The following is a 15,791-nucleotide window of genomic DNA, read 5'->3' on the forward strand; positions in this document are numbered from 1 at the left end:
CTCCGCTCTTAGTCTTTACGTGGACGCTCATGACGGCGATCCAGTTCAGCCAGTACATCATCCAAAGGCAATTTACGCTCTTGCAACAATACCAATAGATGATAAATCAGATCGCTGACTTCATAGCGAAGTTCATCATTATCTTGATTTTTGGCAGCGATAATCGTTTCGGCCGTTTCTTCGCCTACTTTTTTCAAAATTTTGTCGATCCCTTTTTCAAAAAGATAAGTAGTGTATGCTCCTTCTGGACGATCGCGGTCACGATCGGCGATCATTTGCTCTAATTCTGCCAAAATCGCAAATCGATCTTTTCCAGAATCCAATGGAGTTGTACTTGGTTGTTCATTATTATTAAATGTTGATTGATTATCCACTTCATTCACCTCATTATAGAAACAGCTTATTCTGCCTGTATGGCAAGCAGGACCATTTGCATGAACCATAACTAACAATGTATCTCCATCACAATCATACGACAATGATGTAATCTGTTGCGTATTCCCTGATGTTCCACCTTTATGCCAGTATTCTTGACGGGAACGGCTCCAGAACCATGTCTCTTGAGAGTCTAACGAGCGCTTTAATGACTCTTGATTCATATAAGCCATCATCAATACTTGCTTACTATCCTGATCCTGTACAATCGCAGGTACAAGCCCATCGGTATCCCATTTAATATTTGCCACCAGTTGTTCCCAGGATAAAGACTGATGAATAATCTCATGTTGAAAATCAGATCCACTCATCGAATCTCCACTCCTTTGTCTTTCAACTGATTTTTAAGTTCAGGAATACCGATTTCTTTGTAATGAAAAATAGTAGCGGCTAGCCCTGCATCAGCTTTACCTTTTGTAAATACATCATAGAAATGCTCTGATGTACCTGCTCCACCTGACGCAATAATCGGAATATTTACTGCTTCAGAAACCGCCGAAGTTAGATCGATATCAAATCCATCTTTGGTTCCATCGGCATCCATACTCGTCAATAGAATTTCGCCTGCTCCACGTTGTTCCGCTTCTTTGATCCATGCGATTGCACGAATACCTGTCGGCTTGCGTCCTCCATGAGTATAGACTTCCCACTCGCCCCATTCCGGGTTGAATTTCGCATCTACAGCAACTACAATACATTGCGCTCCGAATCGCTGTGAACCATCATTAATCAATTGTGGATTCAAGACTGCTGCTGTATTGATTCCAATCTTATCTGCACCGGCACGTAAAATATTTTTCATATCTTCGACTTTGGATATACCGCCACCCACTGTAAAAGGAATCGATATTTCACCTGCTGTTCTACGCACCACATCAATCATTGTTTCCCGACCTTCTACCGAAGCCGAAATATCAAGAAATATAATCTCATCTGCACCTTCCCGATCATACAGAGCCGCTAATTCTACCGGATCACCTGCATCGCGCAGATTAATGAAATTCACACCTTTGACAACTCGCCCTTCTTTTACATCAAGGCATGGAATAATACGCTTTGCAAGCATGGTTTGTCCTCCTCAAGCTTGATAACATTTACTGAATCGTACGTAATGCTAATTCCAGATCGATATTGCCTGTATAGATAGCTTTGCCTACGATCGCTCCACTGATTCCTTCTTCGCGACGTGCGGCTAATTGCACCAGATCATCCAATACCGTTACACCACCAGAAGCAATCACTTGTTTACCTGAAGCTTGAGCAATCGCAGCAATCGCATCGATATTAGGGCCTTGCATCATACCATCACGCGAAATATCGGTAAAAATAAACGTTTCCGCTCCTTTAGCCGCTAATTCTTTCGCTAACACTTCTGCTTTCACTTCTGAAGTCTCTAACCAGCCACGAGTCGCTACCAATCCATTACGAGCATCGATACCGATTGCTACACGATTGCCGTATGTACCTAACACAGACTCTGTAAATTCACGATCTTCGATAGCTGCTGTACCGATAATAACGCGACTAACCCCAAGCTTCAATAATGTCTCTACGTCAGCTAGCGTACGTAATCCACCACCCACTTGTACAGGTACAGACACCGCATTAGCAATACGACCAATTAACTCATGATTCACCGGATGCCCTGCTTTGGCACCATCCAAATCGACAAGATGGACATATTGTGCTCCTTTTACTGTGAAATCAGTAGCTACAGCTACAGGATCATCATTATAGACAGTTTCCTGATTATAGTCGCCTTGAATTAAACGTACACAGCGACCTCCTCGAATATCAATAGCAGGATAAATAGTAAAAGAAGACAATATGATTTCCCCCTTGATTATAATAAGTCCTTTAACAAAAGGATTGTTCTACCGATTATGATACTTTTCTGTAATATCACTTTTTTGAATGATGGTTATGATGATTACTCTACCCGTTCCCCTGTACACAATGCCAAGAAATTACGCAACAACAATGTACCTAATTCACCACTTTTTTCAGGGTGAAATTGCATGCCATATACATTATCTCGTCCTACAATCGCGGTAACAGGTTGTCCATAATCACACACAGCAATCAGATCATCTGCATGATCTGGCTTAACATGATACGAATGAACAAAATATACATGACCGTTATAAAGATCACGCACTAACGGATGATCCGGTTGTGTATACTCTAATCGATTCCAGCCCATATGTGGAATTTTGTAATCTTCGTCTGCGAACTTGACGACCTTGCCTGGTAAAATGTTTAACCCTTGATGAACACCATGCTCTTCACCTTCTGTAAACAATAACTGCATCCCCAGACAAATTCCTAATAACGGCTTACCGCTATTAGCGACTTCATTAACAATATGATCCATACCGCCTTCGCGAATATGATTCATTGCGTCGCCGAAAGCCCCTACACCCGGTAAAATAACACCCTCTGCATTCAGAATCTCATCACGATCACCTGTGACTATACCTTCATAGCCTAATCGTTCAATCGCTTTGCTGACACTATGCAGATTGCCTATTCCATAATCAACAATCGCGATCGCCATATGTTATAGCACTCCCTTCGTAGAAGGTACTCCTGTCACACGTGGATCAATCGTTGTTGCTTCATCCACAGCACGTCCTAATGCTTTGAAAATCGCTTCAATCATATGATGCGTATTTTGCCCATAATGCACAATTACATGAAGGGTAATACGTGCTTCCAAAGCAAATTTCCATAGAAATTCATGTACCAATTCTGTTTGAAAACTTCCTACTTGAGAAGAAGGATACTCCGCACGATACTCAAAATGAGGACGATTGCTAACATCAATCACTACCTGCGCCAACGCTTCATCCATTGGAATAAATACACTACTATAACGCTTAATTCCACGCTTATCGCCTAATGCCTCACGTAGCGTTTGTCCAAGACAGATTCCGATATCTTCTACCGTATGATGATCATCAATCTCAATATCACCTTGTGCTTTGATATTCAGATCAAAATGTCCATGCTTGGTAAACAAATCCAACATATGATTTAAAAAAGGAACATCTGTCTCTATTTCAGAAATACCTGTTCCATCTACGTTAAAAGCAAGCTGAATATTGGTTTCATTTGTTTTACGACTAACATCTGCTTGACGTGTGCTTTGGTTTTCGATTGACATACATATTCCTCCTGCATTCACATTAAGTATCGATCATTTCATTATCTATTTCATCAATATCTAACCTTCTTGTTCCAAACGAATAGCGATTGCGCGTGCATGACCTTCTAATCCTTCATGACGTGCTAATTCCATAATCGTGTTTCCATTCGCAAGCAATGCTTCTTTACTATAATAGATCATACTCGATTTTTTAATAAAATCATCGACATCGACTGGTGAAGAAAAGCGAGCTGTTCCATTGGTTGGAATAATATGATTGGGTCCAGCAAAATAGTCGCCTACAGGCTCTGAACTGTAATTCCCGAGAAAAATCGCGCCTGCATTTTCGATCATGCCTACATAGTTCATCGGTTGTTCAACCATAATTTCCAGATGCTCAGGAGCCAATCGATTAACGACATCAATACCTTCTGCGATCGTTTCTGTCACAATAATCGCTCCATGATTCTGGATCGAAGCACTAGCAATCGTTTGACGGGGCAATGTTTCCAATTGCTGTTGTACTTCAGAAGCAACAGCCGCCGCCATCTGCGCAGAGCAAGTGACAAGAATAGCAGAAGCCATTTCATCGTGTTCTGCTTGAGACAATAGATCTGCCGCAATATAAGCAGGATTCGCATGTTCATCTGCTAGCACTACAATTTCACTGGGGCCAGCAATACTATCAATATCGACTACACCGTACACTTCACGCTTCGCTAGCGCAACATAGATATTGCCAGGTCCACAGATTTTATCAACCGGCTCTATACTTTGAGTACCATAAGCAAGTGCCGCTATCGCTTGTGCGCCACCTACGCGATATATTTCGGTCACTCCTGCTTCGGCGGCAGTCACTAGAATATACGGATTGATTCCTTCTTTACCACCTGTAGAAGGAGGGGTCACCATCACGATTTCGGGTACACCTGCTACTTGAGCTGGAATCACATTCATCAATACAGATGAAGGATACGCCGCTTTACCACCGGGAACATATACACCGACACGTTTGAGTGGACGAATAATTTGCCCCAATAGACTGCCATCCGGTTGTAGATCCATCCATGAGTTACGTTTTTGCTTTTCATGAAATTGACGAATATTATGAGCCGCCGCTGTAATCGCTTGGACAAAAGAAGGCTCTACTTCTTGGTACGCCGCTTGCAATTCTTCATCGGTCACACGAAGTAAATTAGCTGTTAGGTCTGCTCCATCGAATTGCTTCGTATATTGCAACAAAGCTTGGTCGCCAGTGTGCTTAATATCTTGAACAATTTGCTTTACTGTCGCATTTTGCTCTGGCGATCCATAATCAACTTCTCTTCGCAAATCAAAATCTTGTGCAGATACGATCTTCACTATCCGTTCCCCCTTATCCGTCCTACCCTTACTGTTCATTTAGTGATGTCTTTTATCGTTATATTTGATATTCAGTTAGTATCTATTTATGGGTGAAGAGCTGGCTCTGGAATCACCAATTGCAGTCGATCACATAGTTGTTGAATTTCTTCATTTTTCATACGGTAACTGACACGATTAGCAATCAATCGACTGGTGATACCGAATAATGTTTCCATTTCAACCAATCCATTTTCGCGTAATGTTTCTCCTGTTTCGACCATATCGACAATACGATCAGCCAGACCGATCATCGGTGCAAGCTCAATCGAACCATTTAATTTAATCACTTCTACTTGCTGTCCATGCTCGCGGAAATATTGAGAAGCGACATTAGGATATTTGGTAGCTACACGTTGCTGAATACCTGGCTTCCAATCAGGAAGACCAATAACAGACATTCGGCACCGAGCAATCCCTAGATCTAATAACTCGTATACATCTCGATTTTCTTCAATCAATACATCTTTGCCAACGATGCCGATATCAGCAACACCATGTTCTACATAGATCGGCACATCAACAGGTTTGGCTAAAATAAATTCCATACCTACTTCAGGCAGTTGCACAATCAATTTACGAGAATCATCAACATCTAATGGAACTTCAATTCCTGCTTTACGAAAAAGCTCTGCTGCCTTTTTATAGATACGCCCTTTTGGCATCGCAACTTTAAGAATTTGTGTCATAGAAGGGTACATCTCCCTGTTATTTACTGTGTATCTTATTTATATTTATACCGTAACGGCTTGCCCATCTGTAAAGCGAATGACCTGACTATACGTCACTGCTGATAAATCAGACGGAGTAGGCGATTCTAGCTTGTCTGTTGCTTCGATATGCTCCGTAATCACAATTTTACCTTTCTGACGAAGTTCTGTTGCATATGCAAATGCTTCGCGCCGACTATTTACATCATAAGCGATCAATACAGGCGGTTCTTCTACGGGTAAAAGAAGATTAACTCCGTCGAGTATCCGATTTGTTTTCAAAGCAAATCCTGTAGCAGTCACAGCTCGTCCAAATTGAGTAAGCAGATTATCATAGCGACCGCCACTACATACAGGGAATCCAAGCTCTGCTGCATATCCCTCAAATACCATTCCTGTATAATAAGAAAAGTCGCCAATCATCGTTAAATCGATCATGACATGCTCAGAGACGCCATAAGCTTCTAGCACTTCCCATACTTTGCACAAATGCTGAATCGAAGCAATCGCTCGTGGATTACTACTTAATGCTGTCGCTTGCAGGCAGATATCTTGAGCCCCACGTAGACGAAGTAATCCTTCTAGTTCTTGACGCTGCTCTATGGATAATTGGAAATGAGATAACCGCTCACGAAATCCTACGAAATCTCGATTAAGTAATGTTTCTTTTAACGCTTCTTGTTCGATGATTTTGTCAGGTAATACTTCTTCCAACAATCCTGTCAAAAATCCAACATGTCCGAGCGAAATTTTGAATGTTTCTACACCTGCGGCTTGTAATGAAGCAATCGCCAGTGCAATCACCTCAGCATCGCCTTCAGCCGAATCATTTCCGACTAATTCAGCACCTGTTTGAAAAAATTCTGTTTCTCGTCCTGCTTCTTCTTCAATCGAACGAAATACATTAGCATGATAAGACAAACGCACAGGCAATGATTCTTCTTTTAAAAGAGAACCCATTACCCGAGCGATTGGTGTCGTCATATCAGAACGCAACACCATTGTTGTTCCACGGTTATTTAACATTTTATATAGTTTGCGGTCTGATGTAGAACTAGCTACACCCACCGTATCATAATATTCCATTGTAGGCGTTATAATCTGACGGTAGCCCCACTCTGACATGCAGTCCAATACATTGCGTTCAATATGGCGCAATTTGGATACAACATGCGGTAGATAATCACGTACACCTGCGGGCTTTTCAAATCCTTTGGGCTTGGACAAAACAGTCACCTCTAATTGATCAATATTTTAACGCTTTAAAGTGTTACTTTGCTAATAAAGTAAAGGATATTTGATATAATAACATAAATCGATATCGACCGTCAACGCAACTATACCTGTTAGCATTAATCACAAAGTTGATGTGTTTAGTTCATTTTTATATTTCTAATTGTATCATTAACCATACCTGTCACCTAACTAACCGATGCTAACTATATCTCTAATTATTTCCCGGAAAATAAAAAAACCACCTCTATATATAAAGGTGGTTTTTCATATTCTATTTTTATATGAATCATGTCGTAACAACTTTAAGGGCTTGGTCTTTTTAAAGCATCTGTTTTGGTTGTCCGACTATTCACTTTGGCTTGTTTTTTGTTTTTGTGTCGTCCAGATAATGAAGCTGGAATACTGCCTAACAATATCCATGAGAACGATACTCTTCTAAATACCATCTGCACAATTACAGCCGAAATAATCAAAGCACATAACATACCGCCATAGATCCAGACAAAGTAACCTAATGTGCCCAGAGTAAGATATTCTCTTGTATCACGATAGTAAGCCAGTATAAATGGATGTACTAAATAAATAGCAAATGATAATTCTCCCAAGCGACGCAATATCGCCAGTATCCATTTTGGAGCTATTCGATTTAGTATAAAAGCTGAATGAAGCAATACTAATGAAGATAACATCGTATATACATTCCACATCAGTTCATACACTAACGAATCTAACCATTCATTGGTCATCCGAGCATCATACCAGATTTGAACATAGATCAATCCGGTGACCAGCCAGCTTCCCCACAACAATATCGTGCTGACTCGTTGCTTTTCTGACATATCTGTCCATTTGCTCATCAGCCATCCGCGGAAAGGTTTGAAATAAATCGCTACAAACGCTCCCATCATATAATAAGAAAAATATGAAATCGCCAGACTGCCTTTTGTGGCATAATGCAGATCGTATTTATTCCAGATCACGAATCCCCACTGTAATGCAAGTCCGATCGGAATCGCAAAGCGTGCTACCCAACGCTGACTTTTTAGCAAAGCAAGCATAATCGGAAATAACAGATAAAACTGCACACTGATAAATACAAAATACAGATGTGTATACGCCGAACCATGAGTGATCGCATACCAGTAATCGCCTAACAATTGCATAGACGGATCATCCAATTGACCACGCTGAGCAAGCTTATACCAGAAATATAAAGCCGATATCAAAACATACGGCAACAAAATATAGAGCATTCTTTTTTTGTAAAAGCTCCCGATTAATTTGCCTGTAAGAGGTCTGTCATAGTAATTATAAAACAATACAAAACTACTTAAAAAGATAAATGAAGGTGTTCCGTATTTAAAGAAAATATTCAAAAAGTTAAATAAATAATAAATCGACGTATTCATCGCTTCTGTCGTTGCCACCGATGTAGAATGAACATGCAGTACCCCAATAATGGCAATCGCACGGAAGAAATCAAGCTGTGTCAGCCGTTCCTTCTTTATTTGATTCAATGTAAAAGCATCCCCTTATTCTTTAAAATGGTACATCTATATGATGCAAAATTTCGGCTTATCCTGTTCCCGAACAAGTCCAAAAAGATTGCCTCCTTGTACCACAACGCTCATTTACAACTATTTAGTGCAATAAATCTTCATCATTTGTAAGCTCTACAGTATGTTCAGGACTGCGACGTGTTAATACGCGTAAAGGATTCCCACCAACAAATGTACCTGCGGCTACATCTGTATGTACGACTGATCCTGCTGCAACCACTGCTCCATCGCCAATTGTTACACCTGGCAAAATAGTACTATTTGCACCAATCATCACTTCATCACCAATGATAACATTGCCTAATCGGTATTCACGAATCAGATATTCATGAGCAAGAATCGTTGTGTTGTATCCAATTACCGTATTCGTTCCTATCTTTATTTTTTCTGGGAAAAAGACATCTACCATCACCATCAATCCAAAAGCCGTATCTTTACCCACTTCCATATGTAGCAAGTGGCGGTAAATCCAGTTTTTCCATTCCAAGACTGGACAATACCGCGCTGCTTGAATACATATAAAGTTCCGAACGCCTTTCCACGGGCTGACTGTGCGATAAATTTGACGCAAGGCATTAGGTCCCTCTTTGACAGGAAAACGCTCGGTCTTTCTCATCGATCGACCGTATCGCCTAGCACCAGTTCATACAAATCACTCATCGTATGCAAAATATACTGTGGATGATACTTGGATAGTTCTTCTTCGCCTTTAAGAGACCAGGCTACAGCCGCTGACATCACACCTGCTGCGGAGGCAGACTGCAAATCGGCAGGACTATCTCCCACCATTAATGTACGCTCAGGAGAAGAACCAAGAGCTTCCATAGCACGTTCAATCGGTTGCGGATGCGGTTTGGTGTGTTCAACATCATCCTGCGTAATGATCACATCCATAAATCGATCCAATTCAAACATTTCTAACACTTTAAGCGTATTCGGGCGAATTTTTGTAGTCACTACCCCTAGCTTAATGCCTGCTGCTTGAAGACGTGTTAATACTTCGGTGACTTCTGGAAAAGGAGCCACCATCGTATCATGATGAATCGCACTATATTCACGATAAGCAGTAACATAAGAAGTAACATCATCTACACCTGAAAAAGCGCGCAGTTGTTGTTCCAATGTTAATCCCATATGCGGGATAATCTGCTCTCTCGTCAATGGAGCCAATCCATTACTTTCTAATGTGTTAATAAATGAAGAAATAATCAACTCATTCGTATCTACAATCGTTCCATCCAAATCCAATAAAACAGTATCAATCATACATTCACTACTCCTTGCGTTCATTGTGAATCGCATCTTCTTTTTTCAGCTCATGTCTATCTCTAGAAGAAGATGCATCTACCGTAGGCACTGAAGATCCTGTAGTTGTATCATGATCCGTAACCAATTCATGTTGTGCTACTTTAGACGACACGATCGGATCGCTATAATGTTCTTTCGCTAGACCAGCACGACGACGAATAATTATCAATAGAATCGCCGCTATAATCAATACAAGCGACAACAACTGTGATACTCGAATATTTCCGTATCCTGGTTCGATCGCTCCTTGTTGAAAGCCAAACCACGTCATTGGAGTCCAAAGACCATTCACGATAGCAACTAACCATTGTGGGCCTTCAAAAGTAAGACTATCTGTACGAAGTGCTTCAATAAAGAAACGCCCGATGCCGTACCAGATCAAGTAAGAGAAAAAGATTTCACCGCTACGTACAAATGCGCGACGACGTAATACACAAAGTACAATCACACCAACAAGATTCCATAACGATTCATACAAAAATGTAGGATGATGGAATACACCATTGACATTCATTTGATTCACGATAAAATCAGGTAAATGCAAATTGCCTCTTAAAAAAGATTCCTCAACCGGCCCGCCATAAGCTTCCTGATTGACGAAATTCCCCCAACGCCCAATCGCTTGTCCAACAAGTAAATAAGGTGCACATAAATCGATAATTCGCCAGAAGCTATATCCTTTTTTACGCGTATAAATAATCGCACAAATAATAGAACCGATTAATGCACCATATATAGCGATACCGCCATTCCAGATTTTAAAGACATCCCATAAGTTATCTCGATAATCCGGCCAACGGAAAGCAACATAATAAATACGTGCAGCAATAATAGCGGAAGGCACACCGAACAGCACCAGATCCATAAAAAATTCTTGCGGAATCCCGAATCGACGTCCTTCACGAATTAATAACAATAACCCGACTAATGCGCCGGTACCCAAAATCAACCCATACCAATGCACCTGAAGCGCTCCGATTGAGAAAGCAATCGGGTTAATTAATGATGTCCCCATACAGCACTCTCCTTAATCCAGTTCGTCGAGATCTTCAGCAATTGTCTCTGTTAATTTATGAGTAAATTGCAATGCTGCATTATAACCCATACGTTTTAAGCGGAAGTTCATCGCCGCCACTTCAATAATAACAGCTAAATTTCGCCCTGGACGAACTGGAATCGTAACTAGAGGTACATCTGTATCGATAATACGGGTTGTTTCTTCATCCAAGCCAATACGATCATACTGCTTGTCTTGTTGCCATGCTTCTAGACGGACTACCAAAGTAATTCGTTTGTTGTTACGAATCGCACCCGCACCGAACAATGTCATCACATTGATAATACCTACTCCACGAATCTCAAGTAAATGGCGAATCAATTCAGGCGCCGTACCATGAAGTTGATTATCAGAAGTTTGACGAATTTCTACCGCATCATCGGCAATCAAGCGATGCCCGCGTTTCACCAATTCTAGAGCTGTCTCACTTTTACCGATACCACTACTACCTGTAATTAGCATCCCTACACCATACAGGTCTACCAATACGCCATGAATTGTCGCAGTTGGTGCTAATTTTTTCTCCAAAAAGCCTGTAATCCGGCTTGATAAAATAGTAGTCGCTAGATTGCTACGAAGTACCGGAACATTATGCTCTTCACTACTTTCGATCAGTTCCTCGGGTACTTCAAGTCCACGTGTAATCACAAGACAAGGAGTCTCATCATTACAAAGACGCTTCATACGATCTGCTTTTTCTTCATGCGTAAGCATTTTAAAAAACGCAAGCTCGGTTCTACCTAGAATCTGTACACGTTCTGTAGGATAGTATTCAAAATATCCTGCCATCTCTAATCCAGGTCGATTCAGATCATCTACAGTAATTTTTCGTTTTAAACCAAGTCCTCCAGATACAACTTCAAGCTGGAACATTTGTACCAATTCTGAAACTTTCACATGTTTGGCCATTCTGTTCTTCCTTTCTCTAAGTAGGTTGCTTATCCTGTATTGTGTATTCTATGTGATTCATTATCTAAAGCCAAACGATTATCGCCAAAAAGATAGATTTTTCACAAACCATCTTTTTCCGCACTGTACATAATATGTCCAATGTACCCATCGTAATAGAAAATGCTAGTTAAATCAATTATATTGGCATATTCGCTTACTATTGTACCGATTATTTCAGACGTTTGCTATGCGATTCGTCTATTGACGAATATGACCATTTTATCATAAAAAAAGACTTACCTTTCTGATCGAAACCAGAATAAGTAAGTCTTTTATCAAATGTTCAGTTAGAACCTCTTCCGTTACATAGTGTAACGAATTAAGAAGGATCTGTGTAGAACAAGTTATCTTGAGATTCTGTATCAAAAATATGAACTTTGTTCATATCAATTGCCATCGTTGCTGTAGCGTTATCACGAGTAGTGGAACGTCCATCAACACGAGCAACAACAGTATCTGTACCTACACCGCTCAAGTATAGCAACATTTCATGACCCAAGTTCTCAGATACATCTACTTTAGCAGTAAAAGCAGTAGCCGGAGAAGCTTCTAAGAATACAGGCTCTTCATGAATATCTTCTGGACGAACACCCAGAATCACTTCTTTACCTGTGAATCCTTGGTCTTTCAAGATTTGTGCTTTACCACCAGGGATAGCTAGTTCAACACCAGCAGCGCTGAATGTTAGACCACCAGATTTTTCGGACAATGTACCACGGATAAAGTTCATTGTAGGAGAACCAATAAAGCCCGCTACGAACATATTACGTGGATGATTGTACAATTCTTCTGGAGAAGCCGCTTGTTGAATAATACCATCTTTCATAACAACGATACGATCACCCATTGTCATTGCTTCGATCTGATCATGCGTTACATAGATAACAGTCGTTTGCAGACGTTTAGCTAGTTTAGTAATCTCAGCACGCATCTGACCACGAAGTTTAGCATCCAAGTTAGAAAGAGGCTCATCCATCAAGAAGACTTGAGGATCACGGACAATCGCACGTCCCAAAGCAACACGCTGACGTTGACCACCAGAAAGTGCTTTTGGTTTACGATCTAGCAAATGCTCGATATCGAGAATTTTAGCTGCTTCACGTACACGTTTTTCGATTTCATCTTTTTTCACTTTACGCAATTTCAAACCAAACGCCATATTAGAATATACATCCATATGAGGGTACAACGCGTAAGATTGGAATACCATCGCGATATCGCGGTCTTTTGGAGCTACGTCGTTAACAACGCGATCGCCAATGTACAATTTACCTTCTGAAATTTCTTCCAGACCAGCGATCATACGAAGAGTTGTCGATTTACCACAACCAGAAGGTCCAACCAATACTAGGAACTCTTTATCCTTGATATCCAAATTAACGTCGATAACTGTTGCTTTGTCAGAACCCGGATATTTTTTGAAAATGTGTTCTAAGCGTACGCCTGCCATAATAATAGCCTCCCTAAAATATGAATGTAATTGTTATAAGTAAAATAATAACTAAGCTTCTCAGCATACGGTCAACAAACCATATGTTTTGATCAATCCCTAGTCTGATCTACTATATGGAGTTAAACTTACAACATCATTGTAGAAGTTATAGTTTATCTCAATCGTAAATCAACTATGAATTACGGCTGCGAAGGGGATACGATCGCCTATGTAACCGATTTCTTTTTCTATTATTATCTTACCCTAATCGCGCTTAGACATCTATCGACAAACTACACAAAAAATTCGTCAGCTTTTTGTCACTTTATACAATAGTAGTGTTAACTTCATCAAAACAGCATCTTCAAACTTTCTGACATCCAACTCAGTCTCTTGTTTGATTTTGTCCAGACGATACAATAACGTATTCCGATGAATATACAATTGCTTTGCTGTCTCACTAACATTGCAATCCATTTTGAAAAACGTTTCTAAGGTTGCTACTGTTTCCTCATCCTCTAACATATCGGAATAACGATCAGCTCTAGCTACAAAATCAGCACGATCCTCATCAGGAATCCGATACAGTAAACGTTCCAAAGACAATTCCCAAGGAAGATGAATATGATCTTTCACATGAAATAATCTACCCAAAGCGACCGTTTCCTTCAATAAAGAAACTTCGGATAATAATTTTTCACTAGGAATAATAGGCTTGGACACTCCAATATGGAATATACCTACCCATTCACTCGCAATCAACTCATACAATCCCAACGAAAAATCCATCAGTACATCTTCTTCTGTATCTTCAATCTCTACATTAGAATCCCGACTATTACTTTGCTTGAGATCAGAGCTGTCTTCTATCAATTCACGATTCGTCAGAATAAACCATTCATTTGCAGACAATGGTAATAACAACACTTCTCCCCCAAAGTAGCTATACAATAATTTCTCTAACTCTTTCGTTGCAAGTACACCAGCCTGAAGACTATCCGCAACTAATAAAAAAGGAATCATCGAACTGGTTAACCTTTCTTTTAGAAGATACCCATCAGGTATATTCGCTTTGAACTGTCCCTTTGCTAGCTGCTCAATCATCCAATCACTTAACTGTTGTATTCCTTGTTCACGAATAGATAACGAAGAAGGCTGACTTGCCGTACCCATAGATGCTGTAAATGTAGGCAATAATAACTCTAACAATGATCTAAGCTTACGTATAACATGTTGATGATTACTATCTAGTGGATCTTCTAAATTTTTGGAAGTACTAGAGACGTTTAAAGAAATAGCCTTCGATTGAATCTGCCATAACGTAACAACATCAAGCTCCTGCTTAACAACAATCCATCCATTTTCTTCTAAACTTACTCGATGCGTATCCATTTCCCAATCTTTCAAAGCCACAGACTGTTGTTCAATACGGTAATCTATGATTGATTCAATATGTTCTTTTAATGTATCCCAATTCATATCAGAAATTCCTTCCATAGCTAGAATCGTACATTGATAGCTACCCGATAATGATGATCAGTAATAAATAGAATAAGTGTACTCCATCAAATTATACAAAAAAGCAGGCAAAACAAAAAGCACCTTGCTTAGTAGCAAGATGCTTTTTCATATGATGAGTCATGAAGGGCTCGAACCTTCGACACCCTGATTAAAAGTCAGGTGCTCTACCGACTGAGCTAATGACTCATATTAAGTTTAACGTAAATAAAACTGGTGGAGGCTGATGGATTCGAACCACCGAACTCGGAGAGAACAGATTTACAGTCTGCTGCGTTTGGCCACTTCGCTAAGCCTCCATAATGAACAAAAAAATGGTGGCTCGGGACGGAATCGAACCGCCGACACGAGGATTTTCAGTCCTCTGCTCTACCGACTGAGCTACCGAGCCATACTTGTATTCATTACATTTTATTTAATTAAAAAAATGGCGGAACCGACGGGATTTGAACCCGCGATCTCCTGCGTGACAGGCAGGCATGTTAACCCCTACACCACGGTTCCAGGGTTATAATACGTTGAAATAAAAATGGTGCCGGCGAGAGGATTTGAACCCCCGACCTACTGATTACAAGTCAGTTGCTCTACCAACTGAGCTACACCGGCATATGGTGGTGGAGATTGACGGGATCGAACCGCCGACCCTCTGCTTGTAAGGCAGATGCTCTCCCAGCTGAGCTAAATCTCCAGGATATGTATGGTAGCGGCGAAGGGAATCGAACCCCCGACCTCACGGGTATGAACCGTACGCTCTAGCCAGCTGAGCTACACCGCCACATTTAAAAACCAATCGTTATGAATTGCTATCCACTAAGAAATTATAAATAAGTTCTAGTGGCGGAGAGAGAGGGATTCGAACCCTCGCACCGCTAACGCAGTCTAACCCCTTAGCAGAGGGTCCCCTTATAGCCACTTGGGTATCTCTCCAATATTAAATCATATACAGACAGGTTAGTTGCTCCCTGAAAACTGAATCCGAAAACGAAAACCATCGCGTGTTAGCTTGATTGGATAAGCCCTCGACCGATTAGTATTG

15 protein-coding genes and 8 tRNA genes are annotated in these 15,791 nt (G+C 40.6%); all 23 read right to left on the reverse strand.

Translation table 11 applies throughout. From position 1 onward, the window contains the following. Positions 1 to 8: 8 nt before the first annotated feature. Positions 9 to 746, reverse strand: coding sequence for a bifunctional phosphoribosyl-AMP cyclohydrolase/phosphoribosyl-ATP diphosphatase HisIE (hisIE, locus tag ACFSGI_RS23125; protein ID WP_204826895.1), 738 nt, complete (start codon positions 744 to 746; stop codon positions 9 to 11). Next, the gene (hisF, locus tag ACFSGI_RS23130) at positions 743 to 1,501 is read right to left on the reverse strand and encodes an imidazole glycerol phosphate synthase subunit HisF (RefSeq protein WP_204826894.1); all 759 of its coding nucleotides are present in this window, start codon (positions 1,499 to 1,501) and stop codon (positions 743 to 745) included. Before hisF ends, hisIE begins: the two co-directional genes overlap by 4 nt. 28 nt (positions 1,502 to 1,529) lie before the next feature. Further along, complete coding sequence (gene hisA, locus ACFSGI_RS23135) at positions 1,530 to 2,261, reverse strand: 1-(5-phosphoribosyl)-5-[(5-phosphoribosylamino)methylideneamino]imidazole-4-carboxamide isomerase (protein WP_204826893.1); 732 nt, start codon at positions 2,259 to 2,261, stop codon at positions 1,530 to 1,532. 104 nt (positions 2,262 to 2,365) lie between these two features. Beyond that, positions 2,366 to 2,992, reverse strand: coding sequence for an imidazole glycerol phosphate synthase subunit HisH (hisH, locus tag ACFSGI_RS23140; RefSeq protein WP_204826892.1), 627 nt, complete (start codon positions 2,990 to 2,992; stop codon positions 2,366 to 2,368). A gap of 3 nt (positions 2,993 to 2,995) precedes the next feature. After that, complete coding sequence (gene hisB / locus ACFSGI_RS23145) at positions 2,996 to 3,601, reverse strand: imidazoleglycerol-phosphate dehydratase HisB (RefSeq protein WP_204826891.1); 606 nt, start codon at positions 3,599 to 3,601, stop codon at positions 2,996 to 2,998. Between the two features lie 60 nt (positions 3,602 to 3,661). Beyond that, a complete protein-coding gene (hisD, locus tag ACFSGI_RS23150) occupies positions 3,662 to 4,945 on the reverse strand; it encodes a histidinol dehydrogenase (RefSeq protein WP_204826890.1) in 1,284 nt (427 codons plus the stop codon). A gap of 86 nt (positions 4,946 to 5,031) precedes the next feature. Continuing rightward, on the reverse strand, positions 5,032 to 5,673 hold the full coding sequence (gene hisG, locus ACFSGI_RS23155) for an ATP phosphoribosyltransferase (protein ID WP_204826889.1): 642 nt from the start codon (positions 5,671 to 5,673) through the stop codon (positions 5,032 to 5,034). A 45-nt stretch (positions 5,674 to 5,718) separates the two neighbouring features. Then, positions 5,719 to 6,921 carry an ATP phosphoribosyltransferase regulatory subunit gene (locus ACFSGI_RS23160; protein WP_204826888.1) on the reverse strand — a complete coding sequence of 401 codons (1,203 nt, stop codon included), beginning with the start codon at positions 6,919 to 6,921 and terminating at the stop codon, positions 5,719 to 5,721. A 311-nt stretch (positions 6,922 to 7,232) separates the two neighbouring features. Next, positions 7,233 to 8,447: an acyltransferase gene (locus ACFSGI_RS23165; protein ID WP_204826887.1), complete on the reverse strand. Its 1,215-nt coding sequence runs from the start codon at positions 8,445 to 8,447 to the stop codon at positions 7,233 to 7,235. A gap of 124 nt (positions 8,448 to 8,571) precedes the next feature. Next, positions 8,572 to 9,105, reverse strand: a complete 534-nt coding sequence (locus ACFSGI_RS23170; RefSeq protein ID WP_204826886.1) for an acyltransferase — start codon at positions 9,103 to 9,105, stop codon at positions 8,572 to 8,574. Continuing rightward, a complete protein-coding gene (ppaX, locus tag ACFSGI_RS23175) occupies positions 9,102 to 9,755 on the reverse strand; it encodes a pyrophosphatase PpaX (protein WP_204826885.1) in 654 nt (217 codons plus the stop codon). The genes ACFSGI_RS23170 and ppaX overlap by 4 nt, the downstream gene beginning before the upstream one ends. 7 nt (positions 9,756 to 9,762) lie before the next feature. Continuing rightward, positions 9,763 to 10,812, reverse strand: coding sequence for a prolipoprotein diacylglyceryl transferase (gene lgt / locus ACFSGI_RS23180; protein ID WP_204826884.1), 1,050 nt, complete (start codon positions 10,810 to 10,812; stop codon positions 9,763 to 9,765). 12 nt (positions 10,813 to 10,824) lie between these two features. Continuing rightward, positions 10,825 to 11,763, reverse strand: coding sequence for an HPr(Ser) kinase/phosphatase (gene hprK / locus ACFSGI_RS23185; protein ID WP_204826883.1), 939 nt, complete (start codon positions 11,761 to 11,763; stop codon positions 10,825 to 10,827). Between the two features lie 361 nt (positions 11,764 to 12,124). Continuing rightward, positions 12,125 to 13,255, reverse strand: coding sequence for an ABC transporter ATP-binding protein (locus ACFSGI_RS23190; RefSeq protein WP_069325845.1), 1,131 nt, complete (start codon positions 13,253 to 13,255; stop codon positions 12,125 to 12,127). A gap of 291 nt (positions 13,256 to 13,546) precedes the next feature. Further along, positions 13,547 to 14,716, reverse strand: coding sequence for a PucR family transcriptional regulator (locus tag ACFSGI_RS23195; RefSeq protein WP_379284559.1), 1,170 nt, complete (start codon positions 14,714 to 14,716; stop codon positions 13,547 to 13,549). Positions 14,717 to 14,871: 155 nt separating this feature from the next. Then, positions 14,872 to 14,944 (reverse strand) — tRNA-Lys (locus ACFSGI_RS23200). A gap of 25 nt (positions 14,945 to 14,969) precedes the next feature. After that, a tRNA-Tyr gene (locus ACFSGI_RS23205) sits at positions 14,970 to 15,054 on the reverse strand. Positions 15,055 to 15,070: 16 nt separating this feature from the next. Continuing rightward, positions 15,071 to 15,146, reverse strand: a tRNA-Phe gene (locus tag ACFSGI_RS23210). Between the two features lie 37 nt (positions 15,147 to 15,183). After that, positions 15,184 to 15,259: transfer RNA gene (locus tag ACFSGI_RS23215), tRNA-Asp, on the reverse strand. 26 nt (positions 15,260 to 15,285) lie between these two features. After that, positions 15,286 to 15,361 (reverse strand) — tRNA-Thr (locus tag ACFSGI_RS23220). Between the two features lie 6 nt (positions 15,362 to 15,367). Continuing rightward, positions 15,368 to 15,443 (reverse strand) — tRNA-Val (locus ACFSGI_RS23225). Between the two features lie 10 nt (positions 15,444 to 15,453). Beyond that, a tRNA-Met gene (locus tag ACFSGI_RS23230) sits at positions 15,454 to 15,530 on the reverse strand. Between the two features lie 60 nt (positions 15,531 to 15,590). Then, positions 15,591 to 15,682: transfer RNA gene (locus ACFSGI_RS23235), tRNA-Ser, on the reverse strand. Between the last annotated feature and the right edge of the window lie 109 nt (positions 15,683 to 15,791).

It is taken from the genome of Paenibacillus nicotianae (assembly GCF_042681745.1).
Classification (GTDB): Bacteria; Bacillota; Bacilli; order Paenibacillales; family Paenibacillaceae; genus Saccharibacillus; species Saccharibacillus nicotianae.

Coding starts and splice junctions, on each gene's coding strand:
- hisB (WP_204826891.1), bottom strand. CDS start 3,601: ATGTCAATCGAAAACCAAAGCACACGTCAAGCAGATGTTAGTCGTAAA.
- hisIE (WP_204826895.1), bottom strand. CDS start 746: ATGAGTGGATCTGATTTTCAACATGAGATTATTCATCAGTCTTTATCC.
- hprK (WP_204826883.1), bottom strand. CDS start 11,763: ATGGCCAAACATGTGAAAGTTTCAGAATTGGTACAAATGTTCCAGCTT.
- hisG (WP_204826889.1), bottom strand. CDS start 5,673: ATGACACAAATTCTTAAAGTTGCGATGCCAAAAGGGCGTATCTATAAA.
- hisH (WP_204826892.1), bottom strand. CDS start 2,992: ATGGCGATCGCGATTGTTGATTATGGAATAGGCAATCTGCATAGTGTC.
- hisF (WP_204826894.1), bottom strand. CDS start 1,501: ATGCTTGCAAAGCGTATTATTCCATGCCTTGATGTAAAAGAAGGGCGA.
- lgt (WP_204826884.1), bottom strand. CDS start 10,812: ATGGGGACATCATTAATTAACCCGATTGCTTTCTCAATCGGAGCGCTT.
- ACFSGI_RS23195 (WP_379284559.1), bottom strand. CDS start 14,716: ATGAATTGGGATACATTAAAAGAACATATTGAATCAATCATAGATTAC.
- ACFSGI_RS23170 (WP_204826886.1), bottom strand. CDS start 9,105: ATGAGAAAGACCGAGCGTTTTCCTGTCAAAGAGGGACCTAATGCCTTG.
- ACFSGI_RS23190 (WP_069325845.1), bottom strand. CDS start 13,255: ATGGCAGGCGTACGCTTAGAACACATTTTCAAAAAATATCCGGGTTCT.
- ppaX (WP_204826885.1), bottom strand. CDS start 9,755: ATGATTGATACTGTTTTATTGGATTTGGATGGAACGATTGTAGATACG.